At 41.5% G+C, this 26903-nt stretch carries 26 protein-coding genes and 1 riboswitch; of the genes, 19 read left to right on the forward strand and 7 right to left on the reverse strand.

The window, feature by feature from the left end; all coding sequences use genetic code 11:
• Positions 1 to 67 precede the first annotated feature (67 nt).
• Entirely contained in the window at positions 68 to 1108 is a 1041-nt protein-coding gene (locus H5125_RS09730; protein WP_101087441.1) for a hypothetical protein, read from the reverse strand.
• A 218-nt stretch (positions 1109 to 1326) separates the two neighbouring features.
• Between H5125_RS09730 and H5125_RS09735 the strand changes: the two genes are divergently transcribed.
• The gene (locus H5125_RS09735; protein WP_182744143.1) at positions 1327 to 1986 is read left to right on the forward strand and encodes a hypothetical protein; all 660 of its coding nucleotides are present in this window, start codon (positions 1327 to 1329) and stop codon (positions 1984 to 1986) included.
• 16 nt (positions 1987 to 2002) lie between these two features.
• Here H5125_RS09735 and H5125_RS09740 read toward each other — a convergent pair whose 3' ends face one another.
• Positions 2003 to 3856 carry a tetratricopeptide repeat protein gene (locus tag H5125_RS09740; RefSeq protein WP_101087439.1) on the reverse strand — a complete coding sequence of 618 codons (1854 nt, stop codon included), beginning with the start codon at positions 3854 to 3856 and terminating at the stop codon, positions 2003 to 2005.
• A 228-nt stretch (positions 3857 to 4084) separates the two neighbouring features.
• Here H5125_RS09740 and H5125_RS09745 point away from each other — a divergent pair, with 228 nt between their 5' ends.
• On the forward strand, positions 4085 to 4417 hold the full coding sequence (locus H5125_RS09745; RefSeq protein WP_182744144.1) for a multidrug efflux SMR transporter: 333 nt from the start codon (positions 4085 to 4087) through the stop codon (positions 4415 to 4417).
• 266 nt (positions 4418 to 4683) lie between these two features.
• Here the strand turns inward: H5125_RS09745 and H5125_RS09750 are convergent, their stop codons facing one another.
• Positions 4684 to 5847 carry an iron-containing alcohol dehydrogenase gene (locus tag H5125_RS09750; protein WP_162021998.1) on the reverse strand — a complete coding sequence of 388 codons (1164 nt, stop codon included), beginning with the start codon at positions 5845 to 5847 and terminating at the stop codon, positions 4684 to 4686.
• Between the two features lie 253 nt (positions 5848 to 6100).
• Between H5125_RS09750 and H5125_RS09755 the strand changes: the two genes are divergently transcribed.
• The 6 genes from H5125_RS09755 (at position 6101) to H5125_RS09780 (ending at position 11317) form a co-directional block, all read left to right on the forward strand.
• Positions 6101 to 6970, forward strand: coding sequence for an AraC family transcriptional regulator (locus tag H5125_RS09755; protein WP_182744145.1), 870 nt, complete (start codon positions 6101 to 6103; stop codon positions 6968 to 6970).
• A 67-nt stretch (positions 6971 to 7037) separates the two neighbouring features.
• Positions 7038 to 7367 carry a N(4)-acetylcytidine aminohydrolase gene (gene yqfB / locus H5125_RS09760; protein ID WP_182744165.1) on the forward strand — a complete coding sequence of 110 codons (330 nt, stop codon included), beginning with the start codon at positions 7038 to 7040 and terminating at the stop codon, positions 7365 to 7367.
• A gap of 275 nt (positions 7368 to 7642) precedes the next feature.
• Complete coding sequence (locus H5125_RS09765) at positions 7643 to 8980, forward strand: coproporphyrinogen III oxidase family protein (RefSeq protein ID WP_182744146.1); 1338 nt, start codon at positions 7643 to 7645, stop codon at positions 8978 to 8980.
• A gap of 89 nt (positions 8981 to 9069) precedes the next feature.
• Positions 9070 to 9915: a PfkB family carbohydrate kinase gene (locus tag H5125_RS09770; RefSeq protein WP_101087434.1), complete on the forward strand. Its 846-nt coding sequence runs from the start codon at positions 9070 to 9072 to the stop codon at positions 9913 to 9915.
• A 293-nt stretch (positions 9916 to 10208) separates the two neighbouring features.
• Complete coding sequence (locus tag H5125_RS09775; protein WP_101087433.1) at positions 10209 to 10901, forward strand: MOSC domain-containing protein; 693 nt, start codon at positions 10209 to 10211, stop codon at positions 10899 to 10901.
• Positions 10902 to 10957: 56 nt separating this feature from the next.
• On the forward strand, positions 10958 to 11317 hold the full coding sequence (locus H5125_RS09780; protein WP_101087432.1) for a DUF4870 domain-containing protein: 360 nt from the start codon (positions 10958 to 10960) through the stop codon (positions 11315 to 11317).
• A gap of 66 nt (positions 11318 to 11383) precedes the next feature.
• Here H5125_RS09780 and H5125_RS09785 read toward each other — a convergent pair whose 3' ends face one another.
• Positions 11384 to 13297, reverse strand: coding sequence for a methyl-accepting chemotaxis protein (locus H5125_RS09785; protein WP_182744147.1), 1914 nt, complete (start codon positions 13295 to 13297; stop codon positions 11384 to 11386).
• 218 nt (positions 13298 to 13515) lie between these two features.
• Positions 13516 to 15165 (reverse strand): electron transfer flavoprotein-ubiquinone oxidoreductase, encoded by a 1650-nt coding sequence (locus H5125_RS09790; protein WP_182744148.1) that lies wholly within the window; start codon positions 15163 to 15165, stop codon positions 13516 to 13518.
• Positions 15166 to 15401: 236 nt separating this feature from the next.
• A riboswitch (molybdenum cofactor riboswitch) is annotated at positions 15402 to 15534 on the forward strand.
• Between H5125_RS09790 and moaA the strand changes: the two genes are divergently transcribed.
• From moaA to H5125_RS09845, 11 genes are all read left to right on the forward strand, one after another.
• Complete coding sequence (moaA, locus tag H5125_RS09795) at positions 15522 to 16502, forward strand: GTP 3',8-cyclase MoaA (protein WP_101087429.1); 981 nt, start codon at positions 15522 to 15524, stop codon at positions 16500 to 16502. Its footprint overlaps the riboswitch before it by 13 nt.
• 87 nt (positions 16503 to 16589) lie before the next feature.
• Positions 16590 to 17066, forward strand: coding sequence for a cyclic pyranopterin monophosphate synthase MoaC (gene moaC, locus H5125_RS09800; RefSeq protein ID WP_101087428.1), 477 nt, complete (start codon positions 16590 to 16592; stop codon positions 17064 to 17066).
• A 64-nt stretch (positions 17067 to 17130) separates the two neighbouring features.
• Entirely contained in the window at positions 17131 to 17379 is a 249-nt protein-coding gene (moaD, locus tag H5125_RS09805) for a molybdopterin synthase sulfur carrier subunit (protein ID WP_011635576.1), read from the forward strand.
• Between the two features lies 1 nt (position 17380).
• A complete protein-coding gene (gene moaE, locus H5125_RS09810) occupies positions 17381 to 17851 on the forward strand; it encodes a molybdopterin synthase catalytic subunit MoaE (protein WP_101087427.1) in 471 nt (156 codons plus the stop codon).
• A gap of 39 nt (positions 17852 to 17890) precedes the next feature.
• Positions 17891 to 18742, forward strand: a complete 852-nt coding sequence (gene modA / locus H5125_RS09815) for a molybdate ABC transporter substrate-binding protein (protein WP_182744149.1) — start codon at positions 17891 to 17893, stop codon at positions 18740 to 18742.
• The gene (gene modB / locus H5125_RS09820) at positions 18742 to 19422 is read left to right on the forward strand and encodes a molybdate ABC transporter permease subunit (protein ID WP_101087425.1); all 681 of its coding nucleotides are present in this window, start codon (positions 18742 to 18744) and stop codon (positions 19420 to 19422) included. Before modA ends, modB begins: the two co-directional genes overlap by 1 nt.
• Complete coding sequence (locus H5125_RS09825; protein ID WP_182744150.1) at positions 19403 to 20524, forward strand: ABC transporter ATP-binding protein; 1122 nt, start codon at positions 19403 to 19405, stop codon at positions 20522 to 20524. Before modB ends, H5125_RS09825 begins: the two co-directional genes overlap by 20 nt.
• A 349-nt stretch (positions 20525 to 20873) precedes the next feature.
• The gene (locus tag H5125_RS09830; protein ID WP_242445167.1) at positions 20874 to 21350 is read left to right on the forward strand and encodes a hypothetical protein; all 477 of its coding nucleotides are present in this window, start codon (positions 20874 to 20876) and stop codon (positions 21348 to 21350) included.
• Between the two features lie 13 nt (positions 21351 to 21363).
• Entirely contained in the window at positions 21364 to 22041 is a 678-nt protein-coding gene (locus H5125_RS09835) for a response regulator transcription factor (protein WP_041413271.1), read from the forward strand.
• A gap of 67 nt (positions 22042 to 22108) precedes the next feature.
• Positions 22109 to 23350, forward strand: coding sequence for a HAMP domain-containing sensor histidine kinase (locus tag H5125_RS09840; protein WP_101087467.1), 1242 nt, complete (start codon positions 22109 to 22111; stop codon positions 23348 to 23350).
• Positions 23351 to 23388: 38 nt separating this feature from the next.
• Entirely contained in the window at positions 23389 to 24066 is a 678-nt protein-coding gene (locus tag H5125_RS09845) for a TIGR01621 family pseudouridine synthase (RefSeq protein WP_101087422.1), read from the forward strand.
• 31 nt (positions 24067 to 24097) lie between these two features.
• Here the strand turns inward: H5125_RS09845 and H5125_RS09850 are convergent, their stop codons facing one another.
• Both H5125_RS09850 and H5125_RS09855 read right to left on the reverse strand, forming a co-directional pair.
• A complete protein-coding gene (locus H5125_RS09850; protein WP_182744151.1) occupies positions 24098 to 25267 on the reverse strand; it encodes a GGDEF domain-containing protein in 1170 nt (389 codons plus the stop codon).
• A 305-nt stretch (positions 25268 to 25572) separates the two neighbouring features.
• Positions 25573 to 26778 carry a GGDEF domain-containing protein gene (locus H5125_RS09855; RefSeq protein WP_157822802.1) on the reverse strand — a complete coding sequence of 402 codons (1206 nt, stop codon included), beginning with the start codon at positions 26776 to 26778 and terminating at the stop codon, positions 25573 to 25575.
• Between the last annotated feature and the right edge of the window lie 125 nt (positions 26779 to 26903).

A 26903-nucleotide genomic window follows, 5' to 3' on the forward strand; every position in this document is an offset into this window, starting at 1 on the left:
TATTGATATTATTAGAAAAGTCAGTGGAGTTATCCACTGACTTTTTTATCCCTTGTTAACGGCTATTTTATTGCTGCTTCAATGGCTTCATTTCCGCTCTTTGCATTTCTCTTGGGATCGGCTTACCGGGTTTTCCTGGCTTGACTGGCTTTAAGTGTTTTTTACTCGACGGTACACAGAACAGCTCTCGTTGATCATTGACTATCTGATCCGGTGCAAATTGGTTATTGATTTCTAGATTGTAGTTTCTCACTTTGCTTTGCTTGATTAAGTCATAACAAACCATATGGCGCTTTTCATTTCGAATTTTATACATCTTGTCGTTGTGGATCTTGCTTGAAGGATTACATAACAATACTGGCTTACCCAAAACCGCACGCGTTTTACCAAACTGATCTTCTATCATGATGGTTTCTTCACGAAGAGCATCTCCTTTCTGCACGCCATAACATTGGAAGTGCTCACCAGGCATATCAACAGCAACAGGGATCTCTTTAACGATATCACCACAGGCAGCGGTAAAAACCGAATATGTTTTTTTGGCTAAATTACTTGTCGACCAAGCCCAGCGGAAATTATTCGCATTGACATTACTGGCTAGAGGGAAGTTCATTGTTCCCCAGGGTGAGGTGCCTCCTGCGACAGAGCCGGGGAATAAATAGGGAGACGGAGCATTAGATAACGATCCTGCTATCAACGTATTAATTTGGCTCGTATTAGGCCCGCCGGTTTGTGCCCAACCAGACGATGGGATCGTTGATTGATATGCTTTAAAGTGGCCAGAACCAGTATAAATAGTATTGTCACCTTTGAATATGGCTGCCATGCCTTGTGAAACCTGACCATCTCCCCAAGCAATAACGCTCACCGAACAGGTCTCTAACGACTGCGGGCTGCTATCGATGTCAAACTTGAATGATTCGATTTTTTTCCAATTACTGCCATTGGCACCACGGTAAACCACCGTAGGTGTACTACCATTACCTGGTGAATGTACCACAATGAAATCATTGTCTGCGGTGACGTTAGCGGTTATTGGGGTTGCTGCGACCATAGTTGATGCACTCATTAGGCACATACTGATTAATGTTTTTTTGAGTATACTCATCCTGACTTTCCTTATTCTGGTTTAGTAAATGTTTGAATCATGCTTAATGACTTAAGCTGAATTAAAACTAACAGTTAAGATGAAAAAGTCAGTAAAGTTAGAGGGTTAAAAAGGGGGTGTTTTGTGTTTTACCCAAATTTACCCTAGTATTTAGTGGACTATAAAAATGGAAATGCATAGCGTCTAAGATGATGCATTCATTCTAAAAAGGATATTTTATGAAATACATATTACCCCTAGTCACTTTGCTTAGTTGTGTTGGTAGCGCATCTGCACATCAACTTGCATTTAATGAGCTCACACCAGTCAACATGGCGATTAAAACCGAAATCACTTTTGAACTGAGCGAGATGGATATGATTAAACAATATCATTACCGTGCTCAGTACTTTGATATTGAAAAATGGATGATGAGTAAACAACTGACATTACACAATGATCACGCAGCCGCATCTAATGGTGCTCCGCAGTCGATGAATACTCGTCAGATGCAACAACCGGAAGTCGAAATAGATGATTTAGGGGGCTTTCATGGTGTGATAGACCCATTCGCTAAGTTACAAGACAATAATGCTAATTCACCCGATCTTAATAGCGTGACAAATCGAATCAATATTGCTGGGCTGGTGGCTGTATCGATGTGTAATGCTTATGCTTCGATTAATATCAAAGATCAAAATAATAATTTAATGCCTAAGTTTATTGCCCCCAATAGCTTTTTAGTGGGGATCAACCCTGCGACAGCAATGCAAAGTGATTATTCGTTATCCGAAGGAATAAAATTTAGTTGTGTGTATAAAAATGTACTCAAGCCAGCAGTCAGAGACAGTGTGCACGACATTAAATTACAGCAACCATTACTCAAAAAAGGCGGGTAAGCCCGAAAGTAACAGATTACGTTGTTTCTAAAGACTCGCTCTTGATCACTTGCATTATTCGGTCAAGGTGCGAGGTCAGTAATGTTCTATCATCGTTAGACAAATTGCATTCAGATAAAATGAAGTGACATGTTTTAACCACATTACGCCAGCGTGGATTAGCGGGTAATTTTTTTACCTGTAGGTATTTATCTAAAGAACGTGTTCTTAGACGGCCAGAATCGATAGATATAGTCCAAATTTGGCTTCTATCGGCTAATTCTACTTTATTCGTTTTAGTGCTTTTCTCCCAAATACTGATGCAATCAATCATAGTATTTACTAATAACTCCGCAAAAGAAGCTGTCAATTCAGAAGGCGATAATGGCGTAGATTCCTGTTGCTGGGCGTCGTCTTGCTCTGCTGTATCGTCATTAGATAATAAAAACAATTGCTGCTTATGTGACTCTATTATGGTCATTAAATGCTGCTGGGCTTTACGTTTTCTATAAATATAAAAGCTCACAATAAAGCCGACTAACAAGCCAACACTGGTGATGCCAAGGATTAAATTAAGTAATTTATCAATTTTTTGGCTCTTCTGTTGGCTGACAATTTGCTCTTCTGCTAACGCTCGTTGCACGCGTTCATTCTCTATATCGCTTTGAATGACTTTAATGTTCTCACTGTATTTTTTCTCCAATAAGGTCTCATGCAACTGTTGATATTTCTTTAGATAAACCAGGGACTCATAAGGGCGGCCATTGTCATAATATAACTCGCTTGCGTAGTGATAAATGTTCATTTTTTGCAATGAATCTTGTTTGGTGTCGCTATAGTCCATTGCGCTTTCAATAAATTTTATTGCCTGAGTCGCATCTTTTTGATGTGTGGCTATTTGGGCTTTTAAATAGAAAATTACGTCATGAAACGAATGGTCATCGCGGGTTAAATATTCCGATAATGTGTTGGCGACATCTAGAGCGGGCGTAAATTCATTAGCATTGATATGGATGGTGGCTACATTAATGAGCGCAGAAAGCCTGTCGTCACCGACAAGGTTATCGTTGTAGGCTTCGATGACCTTATTACTGTAGAAGTTTTTCTTATTAAACTGGTTGTTTATATTATATATCTCAGCAAGGTTTCCGTAGAGATGCGACATATAACCGATAACATGAATATCTACATTATGACTGGTGTAGCGTAAGTAATGCTCCAGTGAGAGTTCAAAATAGCGCTGGGATTCTTTAAATTTTTCGAGTTTTTTATAAATTAGACCAAGGTTGTTGAGGGTTATCGCAGTATTAAAGTCATTACCTAGAGCCTCTTTAATCGCTAAACTCTTCTGGTAGTAACTCAATGCTTTGTCATATTGATTCAAATACTGTTCAGTTAGTGCTAAATCGTTATAGCTTTTAGCCAACCAAATATCTGACTCTTGGGTTTTAGCAATGCTAAAAGCTTGTTCAAATAAGGTTTTAGCTTCTTGATAGGACTTTCTATAAAGTTTTTCCGCGGCTTTCTTACGTAACCAAAGATATTGAATATCGACATTTTGAGTAAATGCAGCGCTGTTTTTAACCTCATCAAGCATTTGTTCCGCAGCTACCTTATCACCTAACTCTTGGTAAATATCATATAAGGTTAGTTGTAACTTGGCGGCAACTATGGGGTATTTATCAATGTCTAATATTTTGAATTGTTGGCTGCAAAAGCCCAAGCTGGCTTGGGGGGGCACCTGTTTTATACGGGCTTTACATTGCTCTAATGCTGAACTGGTTTGTTGTTTCGTTTCTTCTTGGGCTGTTAACTTAGCCGCCGTTGCAGGTATATGCATCGAGCATAACGATAACAATACACATAGAAAAACTGCTGTAAGTCCCTTCACTCAACCACCAAGTCCAATCATTAATATTGTTTAAGTCTTATTACACCGTCAAATAGGTGTAATGTCAGTTAACATATTAACAACATAAACCGATAGCCAACGTAAATACAAGAGATAGTAGCGATTGACCATGTGCAGAGCTAAGTAACAGATCTAAAATCGAAGACTGTTTTTTTATTGTTTAGTCTTTATACTTGCCGGCTGTTTTGTCTTGGTAAAATGTGAAAAATGAAAAATTGGATATTTTTGAGTGTGGCCATTTTAACTGAAGTTGTGGCAACTTCTGCGCTTAAAGCCAGTGATGGATTTTCAAAATTGGCGCCTTCAATCGTAGTTATTGTGGGCTACGTGTTGTCTTTTTATTTTTTATCCTTAGCACTAAAAGGTATTCCTGTTGGTATTGCTTATGCGACGTGGGCTGGGTTGGGTATTGTGTTAATTACAGCTATCGCTTGGGTGATGTATGGGCAAAAACTCGATTTAGGTGCGCTGGTGGGTATGACGTTTATTTTAGTCGGTGTCGTTGTGATGAATTTATTCTCAAACGTTACGCCGCATTAGTATTAGCGTTAGTACATCACAAATAACATAGACATTGCGTAGCCGAATCCTTGTGTTTTTATTCCCTTTTTTCTCAACTTTTCGAACCGACGGTACCCATTTCTCGTTAATAGTGCTAATGCGCAGCGTTTTTAGGCACAACAAAAGGGGGCTTAACAATGATAGTCATTGTTAAGCCCCCTTTTGTTTAGTGTTAGTCATAGCCTTGGATGTAGCCGCTCAAGCCTAAGCGATGAATGGGTTGATCGCCTAGGTTGTAAGCACTATTACCACGCCATATCTAAAATCTTACGGCTGGTGGCTAAATCGACTTGGCCGCTTTCAGATAATGCCGTCATACCGTGCGCTTCTAAAGCATCTACTACTAGGCTAAGTTGTTCTTGCGTTACACCGTGATCGCGTAAACGTACTGGTAACCCCACTTGCTTAAAGAAAGCCTCTGTTTTATCAATGGCTTGATCTACACGGCTAGCTTCATCACCTTCAGTGATATCCCAAACACGTGCTGCGTATTGCACTAATTTAGCGTGTTTTTGCTCTTTCAGCACACGCCATAGTGATGGCAATACAACGGCTAACGTTTGTGCGTGGTCGATATGGAATAGCGCAGTTAGCTCATGTCCAATCATGTGAGTAGACCAATCTAATGGCACGCCAGTGCCTATCATGCCGTTTAGGGCAGATGTTGCACTCCACATTAAGTTAGCGCGGGCATCGTAGTTCGTTGGCTCTTCAACAGTGATAGGACCAATTTCAATGAGGGTACGCATAATACCTTCTGCCATGCGGTCTTGTACGCGGGCATCAACTGGGTAAGTCGCATATTGCTCAAGCACATGCACAAACGCATCGACAACACCGTTTGCAACTTGAATTTTTGGTAAGCTGAACGTTAATTCAGGATCAAGCATGGCAAATGTTGGGTAGGCACATGGGTGATTTACTGGGAACTTACCACCTTGATAGCTTACGACTGCAAAGGCGTTCATTTCTGAACCCGTAGCCGGCAGGGTAGCAATAACGCCAAGTGGAATAACCTTGTCATTCGCCACTGGAACTGGTGTAAAGCCGTGATGTAATAAGCTTGCCGTGTCGCCATCAAACTGAGTTGCAAGGGCGATAAATTTGGTGCCGTCCATCACTGAACCACCACCAACAGCGAGTAAGAAGTCGATGTTTTCTTTACGAGCAACTTCAACTGCTTTGATCAGTGTGTCGTACTTAGGATTAGCTTCAATACCGCCAAATTCAAATACTGTGCGGTTACCTAATGCTGCTTTGACTTTATCTAGTGTGCCGAAACGTTGTACGCTGCCGCCACCGTAAGTGATTAATACTCGCGCATTGGCTGGGACAAGTTGGTCTAACTCTGCAATACGGTCTTTACCGAAAACAACATGAGTAGGGTTACGATAATCAAAATTAAGCATAATTGGTGCCTTTTGGTTTAGCGATGAAACAAATAAGTGGCTGATTATGTAAATAGATTGATGATACACAACAGCAACGATAAATCATGTGGCTATGATAGCCTTTTGAGTCAAAATAAACATACACAGAACTGTCGTGTTCATACCTATTCCTATCTTTATTGTGTGCATATGGTTATTTATTGATAATTTTAATACCTTTTACTGCTTTTTTGGTAGTATCGATACCATAGGTTTCTCTGAGAGGAAGGGTATGAGTGAGATAGCAACATTAATGGCTCAGTTGGCCCCAAAAGAAGGGGTCAATGATACGCATTTATCTGGCGTGCATGTGTTTCGCAGCTCACAATATGGTGCGCGCGGGCCAATGTGCTATTCGCAAGGGGTGCTTATTGTCGGCCAAGGCAAAAAGCGGGTTTATTTAGACAATCAAACCTTTGAATACGATCGCCAACGCTCTTTAGTGATGACAGTGCCATTGCCAGTAGAATGTGAAACCTTTGCCAGTATTGAAGAACCTGTGTTGGTGTTGATGGTTGATATTGATTTAGTACAACTCAATTACATTATTCGGTTAATGGATGAGCATCATCAAATCCCTAAAGATTTAAACGAATCGCGTCAGAGCGGCTTTTTTGTTGCTGATAACACTGAAGATATGGATTGCAGTGTTATTCGGTTATTACAAGCGTTGCAGTCGCCGTTAGAAGCAAAAGTAATGGGCGAGGCGTTAGTGCTTGAGTTGTTATATCGCCTATTGGATTCCCCCAATGCAGCACCGCTTTATGCGTTGTCGTTAAGTCATACCCGTTTATCGAGGGTAGAAAAAGCCCTTAACTACATTCATAAACATTATGGTGAGTCAGTTGAAGTAGACACATTAGCAAGCTTGGTGAATATGAGCCCGTCGGCATTCCATCGTAGCTTTAAAGAAGTTACCGCTTCATCACCAATACAATATTTAAAAAAGATTCGCCTTAATAAAGCCAAAGCGTTGTTACAGTTGCAAAATCTAAAAGTAAAAGAGGTATCAACTCAGGTGGGTTATGAAAGTACGGCTCAATTTAGTCGCGAGTTTAAACGCTACTTTGATCAAAGCCCTGGCGAGTGCGCTAGGTTATAATTTGGATTTGAGCTTAACGAATGTGCTCCTAGAGGGCACGTCATAGTGTGAATGAAGGTTACCAATGATGACAGCCCCCATACATATTACTTTTTTTGAGTTTTTAACGCCGTTAGTCGCATCAGGGCAGAAGACGATTACTATTCGTGATGCCAGCGAAAATGATTATCGGCCCGGGAGTCAGGTTGAAGTGTTTACGCTCGAAAACCATATTAAGGTGTGCGATATCATTATTTTGGCCGTTGAGCCATTAGCATTTAATGATATTAACGAGTTTCATGCTACTCAAGAAAATTTGCCATTGGTTGAGTTAAAACAGCTGATACAAACTGTGTACCCTAATCAGCAAGCCCTGTTTATGATTTCATTTAAATTGGTTGATGCGTCATACTCGTGACTCTTTAATAAACGCGAGTTAATATTTCCAATGCTGTTTATTGTTGTTTTATTCCCGTGATAATCCTTTCATCATTGCTAAACAGCAATGTCTAAAACATGATCTGCTTAACAAATGAGCGATGATAACCGTGCTAGTTTGCATATCTATTGGCTACCTCACATTTTAGCCATCTCTAAAGTGATATTTTGTTTTTCTGCTTACGGTATGCGTGTTTTATTAGCGCTTGTTATTCAATGGTTTTGCTCTCAGGGCTCATTCAGTTAGGATTTTTTATGTCTTCAATAATTCAGTCAGCCAGCCAGGAGTTGATTAAACCTTATCAATCTAATATTACCGTCCCCAATTGGATGATTAGCTCTATGGAGCGGGTCATGCAGTATTATGTGGATAAAAATTTACGTTTAGACACTATTTCTACAGACCGCATGCCTAAGCCTGTTGAAGGTAAAAAGTACATGTTGTATGCGCACATTCCGTTTTGCCATACCTTGTGTTCGTTTTGTACTTTCCACCGTTTTTTATTCCGCGAAGATAAAGCACGCGAATACTTTGTCGCGCTGCGCAAAGAGATTCAAATGGCCAAAGATTTAGGCTATGAGTTTGAGTCAATGTACATTGGCGGTGGCACGACCACCGTGCTTGAAGATGAGTTAGCTCGTACCATCGAACATGCAAAAAATCTGTTTCCTGGCATTAAAGAAGTGTCTTGTGAGTCTGATCCGCAGCATTTGGCTAATCCTGAATTTAAGCAATTAAAAGGCCTAGTAGATAGAATGTCAATTGGGGTACAGAGCTTCGATGATGGCATTTTAAAAATGACCGACCGCTTAGATAAATTTGGCTCAGGTCAGCAAACTTTTGACAATATTATGGCGGCTAAAGAGCTATTTCCGATCATTAACGTGGATTTGATTTTTGGTTTTCGTGGCCAAACAAAGGAGATTATCCAGTCCGATCTGGATATGGCGTCTAAACTCGACCCGCGCCAAATTACCACTTATCCATTGATGATCACCCATCAAACCCGTAAGAGTGTTAAAGGTACGTTAGCTGCCCCTCAGGGCGAAATGATGGATCAGTATCGCCAAATTTTAAATACTTTAACCGGACAATATACTCAATTATCAGCTTGGGCGTTTGGTAAAACCAATGACGAAGGTTTTGATGAGTATGTAATTGATTTTGATGAATACTTGGGGGTTGGTTCTGGCTCATTTAGCTTTTTAAATGACACGCTATATGTGAATACCTTTTCACTGAAAAAATACCAACAACGTATTGCTGAAGGTCGTATGGCGGTTGAGCAACAGAAAAAATATCAATTAAAAGAAGTGATGCAATATCGATTTTTATTGGGGATGTTTTCGGGGCGTTTATCGCGTAAATATTTCCGTGACACTTTTAACGTTAATTTAGACACTGCGTTGTTTAAAGAAATGACCTCAATGAAAGCCATGGGAGCCATTAAAAATGACCCAGTTAATCCAGACGAATTAATCGTAACTGATAATGGCAAAATGTTGGGGTTATTGATGATGAAGGAGTTTTACTCCGGTATGGACAATGTGCGCGCCCAATTACGACAACCACTTGGCGCAACGGATATGTAATCTCGTTTAGATTAGCAAAGGCCGTGATTATCACGGCCTTTTTGTTATACTCAAGGCTCTTTTTATCTACGCTTTTTTAGGTGAGTTGCATGGCCAATATTCTTTTGCTTGCCAATATCAATTGTGATCGCATTTTAATGCTTGATAAGCCCTTACAAACGGGTGGTCGATTTCATTATCAGGATGGTGGATTGCGTTTAGGTGGTGGCGGCGCAAACACGGGATTAGGTTTAGTGTGGGCTCAACATAATGTTTCACTAGTAAGTGAAGTCGGTAGTGATGACATAGGCGACTGGATTTTAGCTAAAGCCAGTACCTTAGGGCTTGATTGTCGTTTGGTACATCGTTTTGTTGGTAATACTTGTGAGATGTTACTGGTGATGACGCCTGATGGTGAACGAACCATTATTCGACCTCAGCGACCTGTTTTTGAACTTCCTGCGCCACCAGATTGGCAACATTGGGATGCTTTTTATATTAATTCATCGGCCAAAGGTGCTGGCGCTTGGGCGGCGGATGCGATGGCGTGTAACCCTAACTGTAAAGTGATATCGCAATTAGCCAAGGATGAACGTAATCGTCCTTGTCATGTGTTGATCGCTTCAATTACCGATATGCAAGGTCGTTGCAATCAGGACCCATGGCGGTTTGCTCAGGCTATTGCTGGTGATGCATTGGAACACTTTATTGTGACAGATGGCGACCAAGGGGCGATGGTGTACAGTAATGCTGGAGAACAACATGTGCCAGCCGTTATTGCCAATGTGGTTGACACGACTGGTGCTGGCGATGCCTATGCCGCAGGCGTTATTCATGGTTTATGTCAGCAAATGTCTATTACTGATGCTATGCATGAAGGTGCGTTGTGGGCATCATTTGCGGTAGCCACTAAAAGCTCTATTCCTGGTAAGGCACTTAAGCAGTATCTAACCTAAGCCCAACACGGGTTAAGTTAAGGTTTGCAGGCGAACATTGTGCATTTGTTAAGTGTGTGCGGATAACTCAAATAATATTGCTTTGTCATTTTAGTGTCATTGTTGGCCTATATGATGAGCCCGTCTAAACAACTTTTATAGCGTCGAATGGTTCAGACCATTTTTAGCTATTATTTTTGCTATATTATCTCCCATTTTATTTATGGCCTTACTCTTCCCCAGTAAGGCTTTTTTTTGTCTGAAAATTGGGTATATTGGCACTCTATAATCATGCTTAAGCAAGGGTATGCTGGATGAGTAAGCTATTGGTAAAGAGTATTTCTGGGCTGTATTTAGGCGACCAAGTGCAAATGCATAACGGTGTTGCCAGTTGTATTAACCAAAAACATGCCGCTAAGCAGTTGACCGTGCAATTTGACCACGTAATAGGCAATCGTGAGGCCGACCCTAAACATCACGGCGGCCTCGATAGAGTGTTGCATCATTTTCCGCGTGAGCATTATGGCCAATATCGCCGCTGGGATTTAATGACTACGTTTCGTGATGCACCTTCTATGGGTGAAAATATCAGTACCGTTGGCCTTAATGAAGCACAGGTTAATATTGGTGACATCATCCAAATTGGTGATGTCACCTTGCAAGTTACACAACCTCGTTCACCGTGTTTCAAACTCAACCTACAGTTTGGTCATCCTAAATTTGCCTTAGCCATGCAAGAAAGCCGTATGTGCGGCTGGTTTTATCGAGTGTTGTCTGAAGGTGACATTCGTCCGAGTGACAGTATCTGTTTGCTAGAAAGAAAAACGGATATCAGTGTGGCTAAAGCGATGCAGATTTATTTTTTAGCTGAATTTGATGCAGAGCAATATCAGACATTGCTTGAGTGCGAAGGCTTAGCGCAAAGTTGGGTTAATTCATTGCAACGCCGGTTGGATCAGCAAAGTATAGAAGATTGGGCAATGCGCTTATATGGCAACGCCAGTTAATGTCTCCCGGTATGATAAGAACAATATGATAAAAACAACATGATAAGGAATATCAAATGAGTGAACAGATAGTCGAAGTTAGCAAGCAAGCCAAAGATATGGGGTTATTGATCCATGCTGCCAGTTTTGCCGGTTATGTGTTTCCGCTAGGAAGTGTTTTAGGCCCTTTAATTGTCTGGTTAATGAAGCGTGATGAATTTGAGTTTGCCAATCAATGCGGCAAGAACTGTCTTAATTTTAAATTGAGCTTAATGATATATGCCATGGTGTCAGCAATATTAATTTTGATTGGCGTGGGAGTAATACTATTAGCCGCTCTAGCATTGCTTGATATTATTTGTACTATTATCGCGATTGTTAAAGCCAACGATGGCATAGCTTACCAATATCCGCTCACTATCCGGTTTATTAAGTAACCCGAACTCGAAATAAAAACGCCACTCAAATGAGTGGCGTTTTTGTTAAAGCGATATCTAAAGATATTACACTTTAAAGCGGGCTACTAAGACATCTAGTCGACTGGCTAACTGATTCAATGATTTACTCGCATTTGCAGCCGCGTGAGCGGTATCTGCTGTTCGTAGAGTGATATCGTTGATTTCAGTCACATTACGATTAATGTCTTCAACCACGGTAGATTGCTCTTCAGTGGCGGCAGCAACTTGAATGTTCATATCGCTAATTAGTGCAATACGTTCGCTAATACCACTTAACGACTGGCTTGCTTCATCGACAGCTGTAACACCTTCGAGTGAGCGGCTACGAGATTGCTCCATGGCATTAACTGCGCGACTGGTTTCTGATTGAAGCTTATCAATCATATTTTGCACTTGGTTGGTTGATGCTGCGGTGCGAGAAGCTAAGTTACGTACTTCATCTGCAACCACAGCAAAGCCTCGTCCAGCTTCTCCAGCGCGAGCGGCTTCAATGGCTGCGTTCAGTGCCAGTAAGTTGGTTTGCTCTGAAATGGCACGGATAACATCTAAAATACTGCCAATCGATTTAGTGTGTGTCGCTAGCGACTCAATCACTTCACCGACTTGTTCAACGTCTTTAGACAATTGATTAATAGTCGAACGCGCTCGAGTGACCACTTTTTGGCCATCAACGGATTCAGTATCAGCATCACGAGCGGTGACAGCGGCTTGAGCTGCATTGCTAGCAATTTCGTTAACCGTGGCACCCATTTCGTTAATGGCAGTAACAACCATAATGGTACGGTCTTTTTGTAACTGACTATCCGCTAATGTTTGATTAGATTGGTTTGATACATCAAGTGCCGATAAACCTAGTTGTTCGCTGGTTTTGGCAACTTCGACTACAGTATCTTGGATTTTGCTGATGAAGCTATTAAAGCCTCGGGCAAGCTGGGCAATTTCGTCATCGCCATTAACGGGTAATCTTTGGCGTAAATCACCTTCACCTTCACCAATGTTACGAAATAGCTCGGCAATATGTGCAATCGGACGGCTAACCGAACCCGCGACGGCAATTGAAATGGCAATAAATACCGCGGCGATGAGTACGGTCCATAATAATATCTGATAAGCCGACTCTTGTAGCAGGGCAAATACTTCTGCTTCAGGTACTTGAGCGACCAAGTACCAATCCATTGATTTAATGTAGCTACTGGCAATTAACATGTCCTGGCCATCTACTTCTGCTTTAACTAAGTTAAAGTCATTTTTGTTTAGTAGCTGGTTAGTATTAGCGTTAGGGTAAAGGTTACTGAGTTTGCTTTTACCGATCTTACTCGTGTCTTGGTGCAGTTTGACGTCACCTTTAGTATCAACTAAATATACAAATCCGCTGTCTTCAATTTTAAATGAAGCCAGTAAATTAACCATATCATCTAACGATTTTGCTAGGCCTACCAAACCTCGACCATCAGGTTGTTGATAATTAATGTAGAGCTTAACATCACCGTTACTAGGCTCTGTGAATACATTCAGCATTCGCTCTTGCTTACTATCGCGATAGTCAAAAAACCAAGCATCTTGTTGTTGGTTTAATATGCGTAAAAACCCATCTTGGTTGTAGTATGCCGCGGTTTCACGGTCGGCATAAGATGCTTGAGCTAAATCATATTGATTTTTTATGCTATTAAGTTCAGCTATAACAATTTTTTCTTGGTCTGCAGGTCGGCCATTTTCAAGCCATTCAAGCAACATTTTACTATTAGCTAGCTGTTCGCCTGCATTCATTAGGCTACTGATTTCGAGATCGATCTCGTTGCGAATTTGCATGAGCAAACTCGGCATTTCCGAGTTTAGCATCCGCTGTTCAACAACTTGTTTTGCACTTCGTTGACTTAATAATCCGACTAAGATCGTGGATAGCAATACAGCAACCGTCACGGTCAGTAATATTTTTTGCTTAATGGTAAGTGTATTCATCTACAACAGCCTCTTGGGAGTATCTCTATGGTATATCGGACACAATGGCAATAAATTGATAGTTATTTTGCTGCTAAGTTGATTCAGTCAGCAAAATAGCCTTTTGGTGTAGGTTGTTTTGATTTTATGTGGGTAATGATAGTCGATAAAACAAAAAAAACGCACCTATATTTAAGTGCGTTTTATTGACTGTGCCAATATTTTAACTATTGGTTCGCTTACATATTTGGATAGTTTGGCCCGCCGCCGCCTTCTGGTGTGACCCAGGTAATGTTTTGGCTTGGGTCTTTAATGTCACAAGTTTTACAGTGAATGCAATTTTGACCATTAATGACAAACTTTTTGTCGCCGGCTGCTTCAACAACTTCATAAACCCCGGCAGGACAGTAACGTTGCGCGGGTTCATCAAATTTAACTAAGTTAACCGATATTGGGATACTTTGGTCTTTTAGATGTAAATGACACAGCTGATCTTCTTCATGAAAAGTATTCGACAGATATACCGACGATAACTTATCAAAACTCAACTTGCCGTCAGGTTTAGGATAGTCAATTTTATTGTAATCGCTAGCTAAGCCCATCGTGGCGTAATCTGGGGTCGTGTCTCTAAACGTCACTGGAAACTTGCCACCAAACCAATTTTGGTCGATATAGTTAAAGGCGCCACCGATTAGCGTGCCAAACTTATGCATTGCAGGACCAAAGTTGCGCGAGCTATAAAGCTCTTCATGTAGCCAGCTTTTTTCGAAGCGGTCTTGGAAGCAGTCGAGATCTTTGCCGCCTTCAAGCCCGGCAATTAAGCCTTCGCCTAAGGTTTTTGCCGCGATGATACCGCTTTTAATTGCCGTATGCGTGCCTTTGATTTTGGCAAAGTTAAGCGTACCCGCATTACAGCCAATGATTAAACCACCAGGAAAACTCATTTTAGGTAATGAATTTAAGCCGCCTTTGGCAAGGGCGCGAGCACCATAGGATAAGCGCTCACCGCCAGTTAATGTTTCGGCAATCACTGGGTGTGTTTTATAGCGTTGAAACTCATCAAATGGACTGAGATGAGGGTTTTTATAGTTTAAATCAATAATTAACCCAACAGCAACTTGGTTGTCTTCCATGTGGTATAGGAATCCACCACCAGATGAGCCATCCACGAGAGGCCAGCCACCGGTATGAACCACTTTACCCTGTTGATGTTGCTCTGCAGGGATTTTCCAAATTTCTTTAAAGCCTAAGCCATAATGCTGTGGCGTTTTACCATTGTCTAAATGGTATTTTTGGATCAGTTGTTTACCTAAATGGCCACGGCAGCCTTCTGAAAATACGGTGTATTTGGCATGCAATTCCATACCCGGCATATAGCTGTCTTTATGTTGACCATTTTCGCCAACACCCATATCACCGATTAAAATGCCTTTAACGCTGTTATCTTCATTAAACAGTAATTCACTGGCTGCAAAACCTGGGAAAATCTCTACGCCCATGGCTTCAGCTCGGTTGGCTAACCAGCGAGCTAAGTTACCCACACTAATAATGTAGTTACCATCATTGTGCATTGTTTTAGGCACTAAGCTGTTGGGCATTAAGCGAGATTTTGTCTCTGAGTTTAGCAGGTAGATTTCGTCATGAGTGACTTTGGTGGTTAGCGGGATGTCTGAATCACGCCAATCATTAAATAATTCGTCCAGTACATCGGGTTCAAATACGGCACCCGATAAAATATGAGCACCAACCTCAGAGCCTTTTTCTACCACGCAAACAGTGATTTCTTTATCGGCATCTTTAGATATTTGCATTAAACGACAAGCGGTCGCCAAACCTGCAGGGCCAGCACCGACAATTACTACGTCGAACTCCATTGACTCGCGTTCCATCTTCTCACCTTTCAAAGTTTCCCGTTCATTGCGGGTTTATTGTTTTTTATAACGATTAAAATAAGTAAACGATCGTTTATCCTTTACTCACCTTACCGCAAAATGAACGTTTGTCACAGTGGCAAACTCAATCTTGTTAGCGTGAGTCGAGTCACAAATAGATAACGATATAGTCTTTCAAGCTAAGATATTCACCTAAAGGGGTATTTGTAAAACGGTATTTAGGCCTATAATTGGATCTGACGGTTCTCCGAGCTTTTTGCCCTACGTCAATGATATGGGCAGTTAGCCGTGGTAATTTTGCCACCGGGGTGAGTAAAGAAATGCACTCACCTCCCACACTTGGAAAGGTTAACATGTCCCAACTACAAGACAGCTTTGGTCGACGATTTCACTATTTGCGGATGTCAGTTACTGATGTTTGCAATTTCAAATGCACTTATTGTTTACCCGACGGTTATCGTCCGGATGGTAAACCTACCTTCTTAACCCTCAACGAGATTGAAAATCTGGTTGCCGGTTTCGGTGAGGTAGGCACACAAAAAGTTCGTATCACTGGTGGCGAGCCCACTCTACGCAAGGATTTCACAGATATTGTGCGGATCGTTGCCGACAATCCCAATATTAATACCGTAGCGATGACCACCAATGGGTACCGTTTACAGCAACATGCCAAAGAATGGTATGACGCAGGTTTACGGCGCATTAATGTGTCTGTTGATAGCTTAGATCCTAAAATGTTTTATCAAATTACTGGCGAAAATAAGTTCGACCAAGTAATGCGCGGTATTGACGCGGCTCTTGAAGCGGGTTTTGAGCGAGTTAAAGTCAATGCCGTATTATTGAAAGGCTTAAACGACAAAGATTTACCGCGTTTTTTACAGTGGATTAAAAACACGCCTATTGATTTACGTTTTATTGAATTAATGGAAACCGGTTTAGGTCACGACTACTTCAATGCGCATCATTTGGCGGGTGTAGACATTAAAAAACAACTTGAGCGAGAAGGCTGGTTATATGACTTGCCAAGTGTTGATGATGGTCCTGCGCAAAACTTCAGCCATGCAGATTATCAAGGTCGTATTGGATTAATTATGCCTTACGCCAAGAATTTCTGTGCCAGCTGTAACCGCTTACGAGTTTCTGCAAAGGGTAAATTACATTTATGTTTGTTTACTGAAAATGGCGTCGATTTACGCGATTTAATACAAAACCCTTCGCAGCGAGATGAATTAATTAGCCGCTTACACGGTCAATTAGCGCAGAAAAAAGAAACCCACTTTTTACATCAAGGCATTACAGGTGTGACTCAACACCTTGCCTCTATTGGTGGGTAAGCCGTTATTGAGTTAAACCGACTGACGCGGCAATACATGTGGCGCTCAGTCGATGGACATTGAATTTGATTAAGGCAGTAAAAAAGTATGAGCAATTGTTTTACCCATATTAACGCCGATGGCAATGCCCATATGGTCGATGTGACTGAAAAAGCCGTCACTGAGCGCGAAGCCCGCGCTGAAGCTTTTATTGATATGGCACCAGATACCTTAGCCATGATCATGAATGGCAGCCATCACAAAGGTGATGTATTTGCTACCGCACGTATTGCCGGTATTCAAGCGGCTAAGAAAACATCTGATTTGATCCCATTATGTCATCCTTTGATGCTGACTAAGGTGGAGGTGGAGCTTGAAGCTCAGCCTGAGCATAACCGTGTGCGCATTACCAGTTTGTGCAAGTTGTCGGGTAAAACCGGTGTTGAAATGGAAGCGCTAACCGCAGCTTCTGTGGCAGCCTTAACCATTTACGACATGTGTAAAGCCGTACAAAAAGACATGATTATTTCTCAAGTTCGTTTGCTTGAAAAACGCGGCGGGAAATCGGGTCATTTTAAAGTCTAATTCGGCCATTACGAACTAACATAAACCCAATATTTGTTATGAATAAATGCATTGAGAGACCACTATGATCCAAGTGTTATTTTTTGCGCAAATCCGTGAGTTATTAGGCACCGCTAAAGTTGAACACAGTGGCGATAATATTGATACTGCAGAAGCATTACGTGCAGCGCTTGCCGCTACTGATGATAAATGGGCCAAAGTGTTGGCATCAGACAAATTGCTGGTGGCGATTAATCAAACCATGAGTCAGTGGGATTCACCGGTAAATGATGGCGATGAAGTGGCCTTTTTCCCTCCAGTCACAGGGGGGTAACATGGAACATCATAGCAACCAAATTGTTGTACGAGTCCATACGGAAGACTTTAGTGTCGCTGATGAATACGCCTTACTTGCCTGTGATAATCAGGACGGTGCCGTGGTTAATTTTGTTGGCAAAGTACGAGACTTTAATGATGGCAGCGCTGTAACTGACTTAACCCTCGAACATTATCCTGGTATGACTGAATCAGTATTACTGCAGATTAGCCAACAGGCTTGTGAACGTTGGCCTTTAAATAAAGTGACGATTATTCATCGAGTGGGTACGTTGTCGCTTGGTGAGCAAATTGTGTTTATTGGTGTGACTAGCGCTCATCGTAAAGCGGCTTTTGCGGCATGTGAGTTTTTAATCGATTTTTTAAAAACGAAAGCGCCTTTTTGGAAGCTTGAAGCAGGTGATACTGGCGCTAAGTGGGTTGAAGCGCGTGATAGCGATCAGCAAGCAGCCAAAATGTGGCAAAAGTAATCGTCTATATGGCTCGTACATAGCAAGGATAAACCCTCAATGTCTTTCATTAACGCCAACATTACTCAGCGTGCATACTCATATCTGCCCCGATTCCGGGCTGGCGCTATCGCATTATTCTTTGCCATTGTTAGTACTGTAGGGTTTAGTTCTTTAAGTGTCGCGAGTGATGCTCCTGCCATTGCTGCGGCTGCCAACATAAAATTTGCAGTAGATGAGATAGCGATACGTTTTCAGCAGCAAACCGGTTTGGCTCTGCGGATCAGTTATGGTTCTTCGGGTAATTTTGTCACCCAAATTCAGCATGGTGCACCATTTGAGATGATGCTCAGTGCCGATGAAGATTATATTGAGCGGTTACATCAAGCCGGCTTTACCCAAAATGATGGCGTTGTTTATGCCATCGGTCGGCTTGCTCTTGCTGCACCTAAGACGTCGTCGTTAATTTTAGATCCTGAGTTAGTTGGGTTAGCGCAATTAATCGCCGATGGAAAGGTGTCTCGTTTTGCAATAGCAAATCCTGATCATGCTCCCTATGGTGAACGTGCGCGTGAAGTCCTTAAAGCGAAAGGTTTGTGGGACGCACTGCAACCTAAACTGATTTTAGGTGAAAATGCTTCACAAGCTGCCCAATTTACCATTAGTGGATCGACTCAAGGTGGTATTGTGCCGTTATCATTGGTGCTATCTCCTGAATTTACCAAGCGTGGTAACTATGTGGTTATCCCTGATTCGCTATATCAACCGCTTAATCAACGGATGGCATTAATGCCTAATGCATCTGAAACTGCGGAGCGATTTTATCAATACATGCAATCAGCAGATGCACAGGAAGTATTAACTCAATTTGGGTTTAATTTACCCAAACCTGCTGTAAAGAAGGCTGATTAATGGATTGGCAAGCTCTGTGGCTGTCGGTCAAACTGAGTTGTTTTACCGTAGTATTGTTAATTCCGTTGGCGATTATTGTCGGGCGGGCGTTGGCATATCGCCAATTTAAAGGTAAATCATGGCTTGAAGCTTTGATCATGGTGCCGTTAGTGTTACCGCCAACAGTCATTGGTTATTACCTGCTAGTAGGGTTAGGTAATCAGAGCATGATTGGTCAATGGGTTGAGCAGTTAACCGGCCAACAATTGGTGTTTCATTTCTCAGGATTGGTAATCGCTTCCATTATCGTCAATATTCCCTTTGCGGTTCAGCCTATTCAACGTGCTTTTGAAACCATTCCTATCGATATTCGTGATGCCGCAGCTTGCTGTGGCATGAGTCGATTACGGATATTTTTTCGAATAGAATTACCTATGATATGGCCTGGTGTATTAACGGCCGTTGTACTGTGTTTTTCCCATGTATTGGGCGAATTTGGTGTGGTGTTGATGTTGGGCGGTAACATTGCCGGTGAAACCAAAACCATCTCAATAGCGATTTATGATAGTGTGCAGGCATTCGATTTCGATTCTGCAGGAATGATGTCTTTGGTATTATTGTTGTTTGCGGTGAGTGCGTTAGCGCTCACTACAAGTATGTCGAAGCGCTTAGGAGGGCATCGTGGTGCCTCACAACGCTGACCTTATATGTGATATTTCACAAACATTGCCCATTCCATTGGAAGCTCACTTCAGTTGTCGGGCTGGTGAAGTGCTAGCCGTGGTTGGCCCTTCTGGTGGCGGTAAAACCACCTTACTGAGAATGATTGCCGGTTTGAGTCTACCTCAACGGGGCCACATTCATTGTGGTGATAGATTATGGTTTGATGCAGAGCAGTCTATTTCGTTAACTCCCCAGCAGCGACACATCGGTTATATGCCACAGCATTTTGGCCTGTTCCCACATTTATCTGCACTCGACAATGTTATTTCTGGGCTCGATCATGTGCCGAAAGAATTACGAAAGCAACGAGCATTAGATTGGCTAGAACGTGTCAATTTACATGGGTTGCCTGATCGCTTACCCGCACAATTGTCTGGTGGACAACGTCAACGAGTTGCGCTTGCCCGTGCTCTCGCGCGTGAGCCGGCTATCCTACTGTTAGATGAACCCTTTTCTGCGGTAGACCGAGAAACCCGCGAACGCTTGTATATTGAGTTAGCTCGCTTAAAGCAGCAATTGTCTATTCCCGTGGTCATGGTAACGCATGACATCCATGAGGCATTGTTACTGGCCGATAAGATGATACTGATCAGTCAGGGGCAAATGCTGCAACAAGGCAAACCATTTGAGGTGCTATCTCATCCTAATAACGAAGCGGTTGCGCGGCAAATGGGCTTGAGGAATATTTTTGACGGTCAAGTCGTATCGCAAGATATTGAACGTAATATGACCCAATTTACACTAGGTGATGAATTGATTGTCAGCGACAGTGCACCAAGATTAACTGTCGGCCAATCTATCCGTTGGGTTATTCCAAATCAAGGTATTCGCTTTAACGCCATTAGCAGCGGTCGTCTGTGTAAAAGCTTAAATAAATTAGAAGTACTAATTGAATCTGTGTTGGTGATGGGTGAATCATCACGAGTGATAGCGTCAGTTGTAGGCATTGGATCCATTATCAATGCAGACGTGCCGACACATTTAGTGCATAAGTTAGCCTTAGCGCCAGGGGTGCAAACGACTATTGCGCTTAAGTCCGATCAAATTCATATTTTAAGTGCACAGTCTGAACTCGGATAACCAAGGTTAAATAATCATTTTTACTGCTCAGAATGTCAGATTTCTGATAATAAACCGGTGATTGATATTTGAATAAGGCCATTTAGCGCGCTAAATAGCGCATTTGATATAAAACCTTCCCATTTGTGCTGATTTGTATAGGTTTACCCGCTGTCACATTTCTAAAAAATGTTGTGTCATGACAGCCCATCTAACTGAAAAATGGTATTTATGATCAATTATTAATCTTAGATTTCTTGGGACTTTGGCTGCTCTTAGGTAGAGTAGGCGTGTGATAGAATTTTCAATTATATAGAGGCTTGTGATGGTTCGGTTGCTGCTAGCAATATGCTTTCTTCCTTGTGCCGTGATGGCCACACCATCTATGCACTCTTTATTGATCAATGGCGACTTTTTAAAGCCAATAACGGTCATGGAACAATTAGAGCAACAAGACGAAGGCACCATATGTGACTTTGATGTTGATGTTGAAGAAGGTTTGTTGGTGTATAAGATTTCTATGGTTAACGTAGAGACTCACCGAATCAATAAATACGAATACCGAGCCTTAGACGGTACATTATTAACTGAAAAATCGTCTGCTTATGCCTCTGATGATATTGGCCAAGTTAATGCGGCAAAAATGCTGCAAGCTAAGCATATGAAGTTTTCAGAATTAGTGACCCTCGCGATTGAAAACCAACAAGGATATTTAACACAGGCGGAATTGGACCACGATTTATCAATTAGTTATCTCGAACTAAAGTTACTCAATCAAGATAGTAGAAATACTATTGCTTTCGATATTGAGACTCTACGTCCACTACCTTTGCTCAAATGGGATTAAAGACTCTATGACTATGCGTATTTTATTGGTTGAAGATGATGCTACTACGTTAAAGTATGTAGCCGACGGATTTACGGCTCAGAAATATCAAGTTGATAGCGCGACTGATGGTCAAGAAGGCCTCACGTTAGCCAAGCATAACCAATATGATTTACTGATCCTCGATCGCATGTTACCAAAGCTAGACGGCTTAACATTATTGTCTGCTCTGCGTACCAGTGGTAATAAAACACCAGTACTTATTTTATCGGCATTAAGTCATGTTGACGAGCGTGTAAAAGGTTTACGTGCGGGCGGTGATGACTACATGACCAAGCCATTTGCCTTTGCAGAATTGTTAGTCCGTGCAGAAAAACTTGCGCAACGTAACGTGGTTGAACCGGCTGCCACCGAAATTGAAGTGGGCAGTTTAAAGATGGAATTATTAACCCGTAAAGTCACCCTTGACGATAGCGAGTTAATGCTACAACCAAAAGAATTTCAATTGCTTAAGTATTTGATGGAGCATCCTAATCAAGTGATTAGCCGCACATTATTATTTGAAGCTGTATGGGACTACCATTTTGATCCTCGCACCAATGTGATTGATGTGCATATTGCCAAGTTACGTCGCAAGTTTGAAGAGCTTGGCCATGGTGAGTTAATTGAAACCGTTAGAGGGGCTGGATATCGCCTTTGTAAAAGGCATTAAGCCTTACCAAAGTAGTGCGTGGCGGATCACGCTGATCTTCTCGACATTAGTAACCATACTCATTGTTATGTTGGTGCTTAGTCTCTATAGACAGTTAGTGATCGAGCAACAAAATCAAGTAGATAAACATCTAGCTGCAGAAATGCAGCGCTATCAACAGTTAGCATTAACGGTTAACCGTCGCAGTTTTGCGGCTCAAATTCGTGCTGCCGATCCTAAAACTGCACTGATTGCCTGGCGCAACAGTGTAGATATGGTGGGCGCATTGACTTTCTTACCCGAAAATATGCCACAACTGCCTGAAACGAAAGATTTCCCTATCTTTACTGGTGGTCCAGATAAACTGCATATTCTTACTGGTGGCTTAGTTATCACCCGTTATGGCCCAGTATTAATTGCTACACGTACCGATCAACTCGCGGCTTTAATCGAGAAGTTTATTAACGCTGCATTTTGGGCCGTTGCATTCACTTTAGGGCTCACGCTAGCGTTAGGCTATATTTTCTCAAAAGCCATTTTGAGACGACTGGTCGAATACAACCGTTTGAGTGAACAGATTGAAGCTGGACACTATGAAACCCGTCTGCCAGTAAGCGAAAGCCAAGATGAATTTGACATGCTGGCACGGCAATTTAATTTAGTACTCGACACCTTAGAGCAAAACTTACGAGCCGTTCGCGGGGTGACCGATAACATTGCCCATGATTTACGTACGCCATTATCGCATTTGCGCATTGGTATTGAGCTATTGTCGCAAAAACCTACAGCTGAACTTGCCGATGCCACTGCTGAGTTACTCGAAGAGTTAGATCACTGTTTGGGAACTTTCGATGCCATGTTATCGTTAACGCGCATCGAAGAAGGTCAGCAAACGCTTGATTTACAGCCGGTGAGTTTACAGCAAATCTGCCAAGATTTATTTGAAATGGCTGAGGTGATTGCCGAGAGTCACGACCAAGTATTGAGTATTAGTCTAGCAGATGATGTTCACGTGAATGGCGATAAGTATTTGTTGTTCCAAGCTTTGTTTAATCTAGTGGATAACGCGATAAAGTATTCACCTAATGGCGCCACGATTAATATTATTCAACACGGTAAACACATTCAAATTAGTGATAATGGACCGGGTATTATTGACGAGGATAAAGAGCGGGTATTCGATCGCTTAGTGCGTTTAGACCCTAGCCGCCATTACAAAGGCACTGGTTTAGGATTATCGATGGTAAAGGCTATTCTATCGCGTCACAAAGCGACGATTTCACTACTCGATAATAACCCTGGTTTACTCGTGAGTATTCACTTTAAATAACCTCGCAAGCCTCCCATTTAATCGTTGTTGGATAATATATGTACCAAGTGATCAGTGATCAAACAGACTTTATTGTCATCAGTAAATCCGTGAATGTTCATTTTCATAGCCAAGATGGCAATGCTGGAGTGATTGCACAGGCTGAGGCTGATGTAGGTTATAAGCTTTACCCTGTTCATCGGCTCGATACACCGACTTCCGGTTTATTGATTGTGGCTAAATCCCCTCAGGCTGCAAATGTGTTTACCAAAATGTTTACTGAGCATAAAGTTCAAAAATATTATTTGGCGATAGCTTGTGGTAAACCTAAAAAGAAACAAGGCTTGATTATTGGCGATATGGCTAAGTCGCGTCGCAGTATGTATAAGTTACTGCGAACCACAGAAAACCCTGCAGTGACACAGTTTTTTAGTCAGAGTATTGCCTCTGGTATGCGGATGTATTTACTAAAACCGCTGAGTGGCAAAACCCATCAATTAAGAGTGGCCTTAGCCAGTATTGGTGTGCCTATTTTAGGCGATAAACTTTATGGTGATGAGCTGAGCGATAGATGTTATTTACATGCCTATAGTTTGCATTTTACCTATCTAGAGCAGGTTTATTGTTTCCAGCAACTGCCTCAGTTTGGTAAGCAGTTTTTGTTACCTGAGTGCCAACAACTTATGATGAACCAATGGCAATCACCGAATGACTTATCGTGGCCTAGTAAAGACTAATCTCTGCCTATTACTCCTATCAGAGGTAAACTTAAGCTGCTGTCTCAATGCAATTACGGCCCGCTTTTTTTGCGCTATACATGGCTTTGTCGGCTCGCGCTAGAATATGCTTAATTGGTGTGTCTGGTGTGACAATCGCACAACCGATACTAGCAGTAATGGCAAGTTTATTTTCCCCTGTATCAATAATAAGGTCGGCAAGTACTTGCTGGCATCGTGAAGCCATTTGATGAGCTTGTTCTAGAGTGCAGTTTGGTAATAAAATCAGAAACTCTTCGCCGCCATAACGGCATAAAAAATCGTCATTCCGAATAACATTATTAATAGCATTCGCTGATTTCTCCAGCACAATATCCCCCATAGCATGACCCCAATTATCATTAATCGCTTTAAAGTGGTCTAAATCGATTAAGAGGATGCAGTAAGGTATGTTGGAAGTGTGCCAACTACTGTGGATGTGTTGTAATTGCTTATCAAGAGAATGACGATTCCAAATACCGGTAAGAGCATCACGGTTGGCAAGGGTGAGGATTTTTGTCACGAGCTTGTTGATGGAGTTACCCACAATTAAAATGTTAACAAGTAATATCAGTATGATATATACCCATAGTGTCGGTTTAGCATCAGCCGTGTTTAAGGTGGCAAAAACAGTGATTTTGTCTGGAAAAAATAACAGTATGATGGGCCTTAGTAGAAATAAACAGCCAATTAATGCTATTGGGATAACTAACCAGTTGGTAGCAAAAGCCGTAAATGTATCTCTAAATGCGTGTAAATGATCTCGAGCTAGCCCAAAAAATAATATTGATGCCGCTAAAGATAAAATAGAGACCAAATAAACGGCTTCGGTGCGCTGTGGTGTGACCAAAAGCATCAATATCGCCGCCATAGTGATGACGGTTAAATCGAATAATTTGCTACTGGGTAATCTGTATAGTCTTTGTGCACCCCAGCGAAGAGTACTCAGTCCAAGTAAGATCATTACATCAGCCGTGAACCAATAAAGGTAACTAGGTTGGTCTGTTCGTTGGGTGTAAAGCAACATGCCAATCAGTACGCATAAATTTGCTAATGAAAAATGAATACTTGCCTTAGGTGCAACTCTCATTGGATAAGCCATAACCCACCAAGAGGCGGTTGCTGCAGCTGCGAGTAAACACAATACTTGCATTAATATTTGTGTGGATTCATGTTCCGTCATAAAGATGCATATAAAGGTAATTTCTTATTAAATATGCCATTGAGGCTAGTGTAAAAATTTTTTAATGGCAATATTTTAGTTTAATGTTTTCTATTTAACGTTAATTTAATTAACTGATGGTGGAAATCAATAAGATGGATTTACTTAAAATTTATGATGGCCAATGCTATTTTTTGTAACAAGCCTCTCTGGCAAGCCCTGGTCACTAGATAGCTAAATAAAAGCGTTTATTATCTAGAATAGATTTTTAGGCTGTTATTGGTTAAAGATGATGATGTGCATTATGAATTCTATGTTTGAGTTGATTACAGTTGCTGTGTTGACTTAACAGTTGATTCTTCCATTGAATCCATTGAGCAAATTGTATTGCGGCCTTTACTTTTAGCAAGGTACATAGCGTCGTCAGCGAGTTGTAATAATTGTTCAATACTGAGGTGGGTTTTACAGGTAGCATAACCAATGCTGAGAGTGGTATTGATATGGGTCTTCTGCCATAAAACCGTATTTTCATTGATTTTTTGCTGTACTTTTTCGGCCACTATTTGAGCTTCTTTTTTATTGGTTAATGGCAGTATGATTAAAAACTCCTCACCACCATAACGGCAAATGAAATCAATTTTCCTCAATGATTGTTGTAATATGTCGGCGGTATTCTTGAGCACCAAGTCACCCGCTAAATGACCGTAGGTATCATTAATGCGTTTGAAGTGGTCTAAGTCGAGTACCATTAAACTATACGCCAACCCATTTCGAAGCCATAGGGCGTCAACTTCTTCGAGCTTGTTCAATAAAGAGTGCCTGTTCCATAAACCCGTTAGCTGATCTTTATTGGCTAATCTGGCGACCTTGTAGACTAAGCGCGTCAGCGCATTACCAAACAATACTAGGTTAGTGAGTAGCAGTAATATGATGTAGCTCCACATGACTAACGATGAGTTAAGCTTGTCTGCTGCTGAAATGTTGGCAAGTTCATCGGGGAAAAGCAATAAAACCCCTGCGCGGATGATAAACAGTAAGCCAATGGTGAAAAAAGGCACGTTAATCAACGCCGCATAATACAGCGGTAAGTGTTTTTTTACCGCCCGAAAATTATCAATACCACTAAGGGTGATGAACGTTGCTGCGGTAATACTCATTACAATAACTAAGTAGACAGCATAGGTCAGGGATGGTGGGACCAACAGCATTAATAATGCGGTGGTTGCCAGCAATATCAGATCAAATCGGTAAGATAAAGGCTGTTTAAATAAATGTTGGCAGCCCCAACGCACTAGAGCAAACCCCACAAGTATTGTCATGTCTGCCACAAACCAGTATAAATAGTTAATTGCTTCAGTACGTTGGGTATAAAGCAAAATGCCAATAAGAGTACAAATATTGGTAGCGGCGAAACACCAACTGGCTTTAGGTGCGATGCGTAATAGACTGGCAAGCAATGTCCAAGCTATGGCGCAACTTACTGCGATTAAGCTAAAAAATTGAACAAAAATAATACTTTGGTTATGTTCCATATGACTCATTAGTATCGTGAATAAGACTATTCCATAATTTGATATCAAAAGTGTAGCTAGAATAATAGGCTAATTGTCCTAGTTAACAAATTGTATCGTATACTATTTTTATAATAACTTTAGCT

Origin of the sequence: Shewanella sp. SR44-4, from assembly GCF_014163715.1 — a bacterium.
Taxonomy (GTDB): domain Bacteria; phylum Pseudomonadota; class Gammaproteobacteria; order Enterobacterales; family Shewanellaceae; genus Shewanella.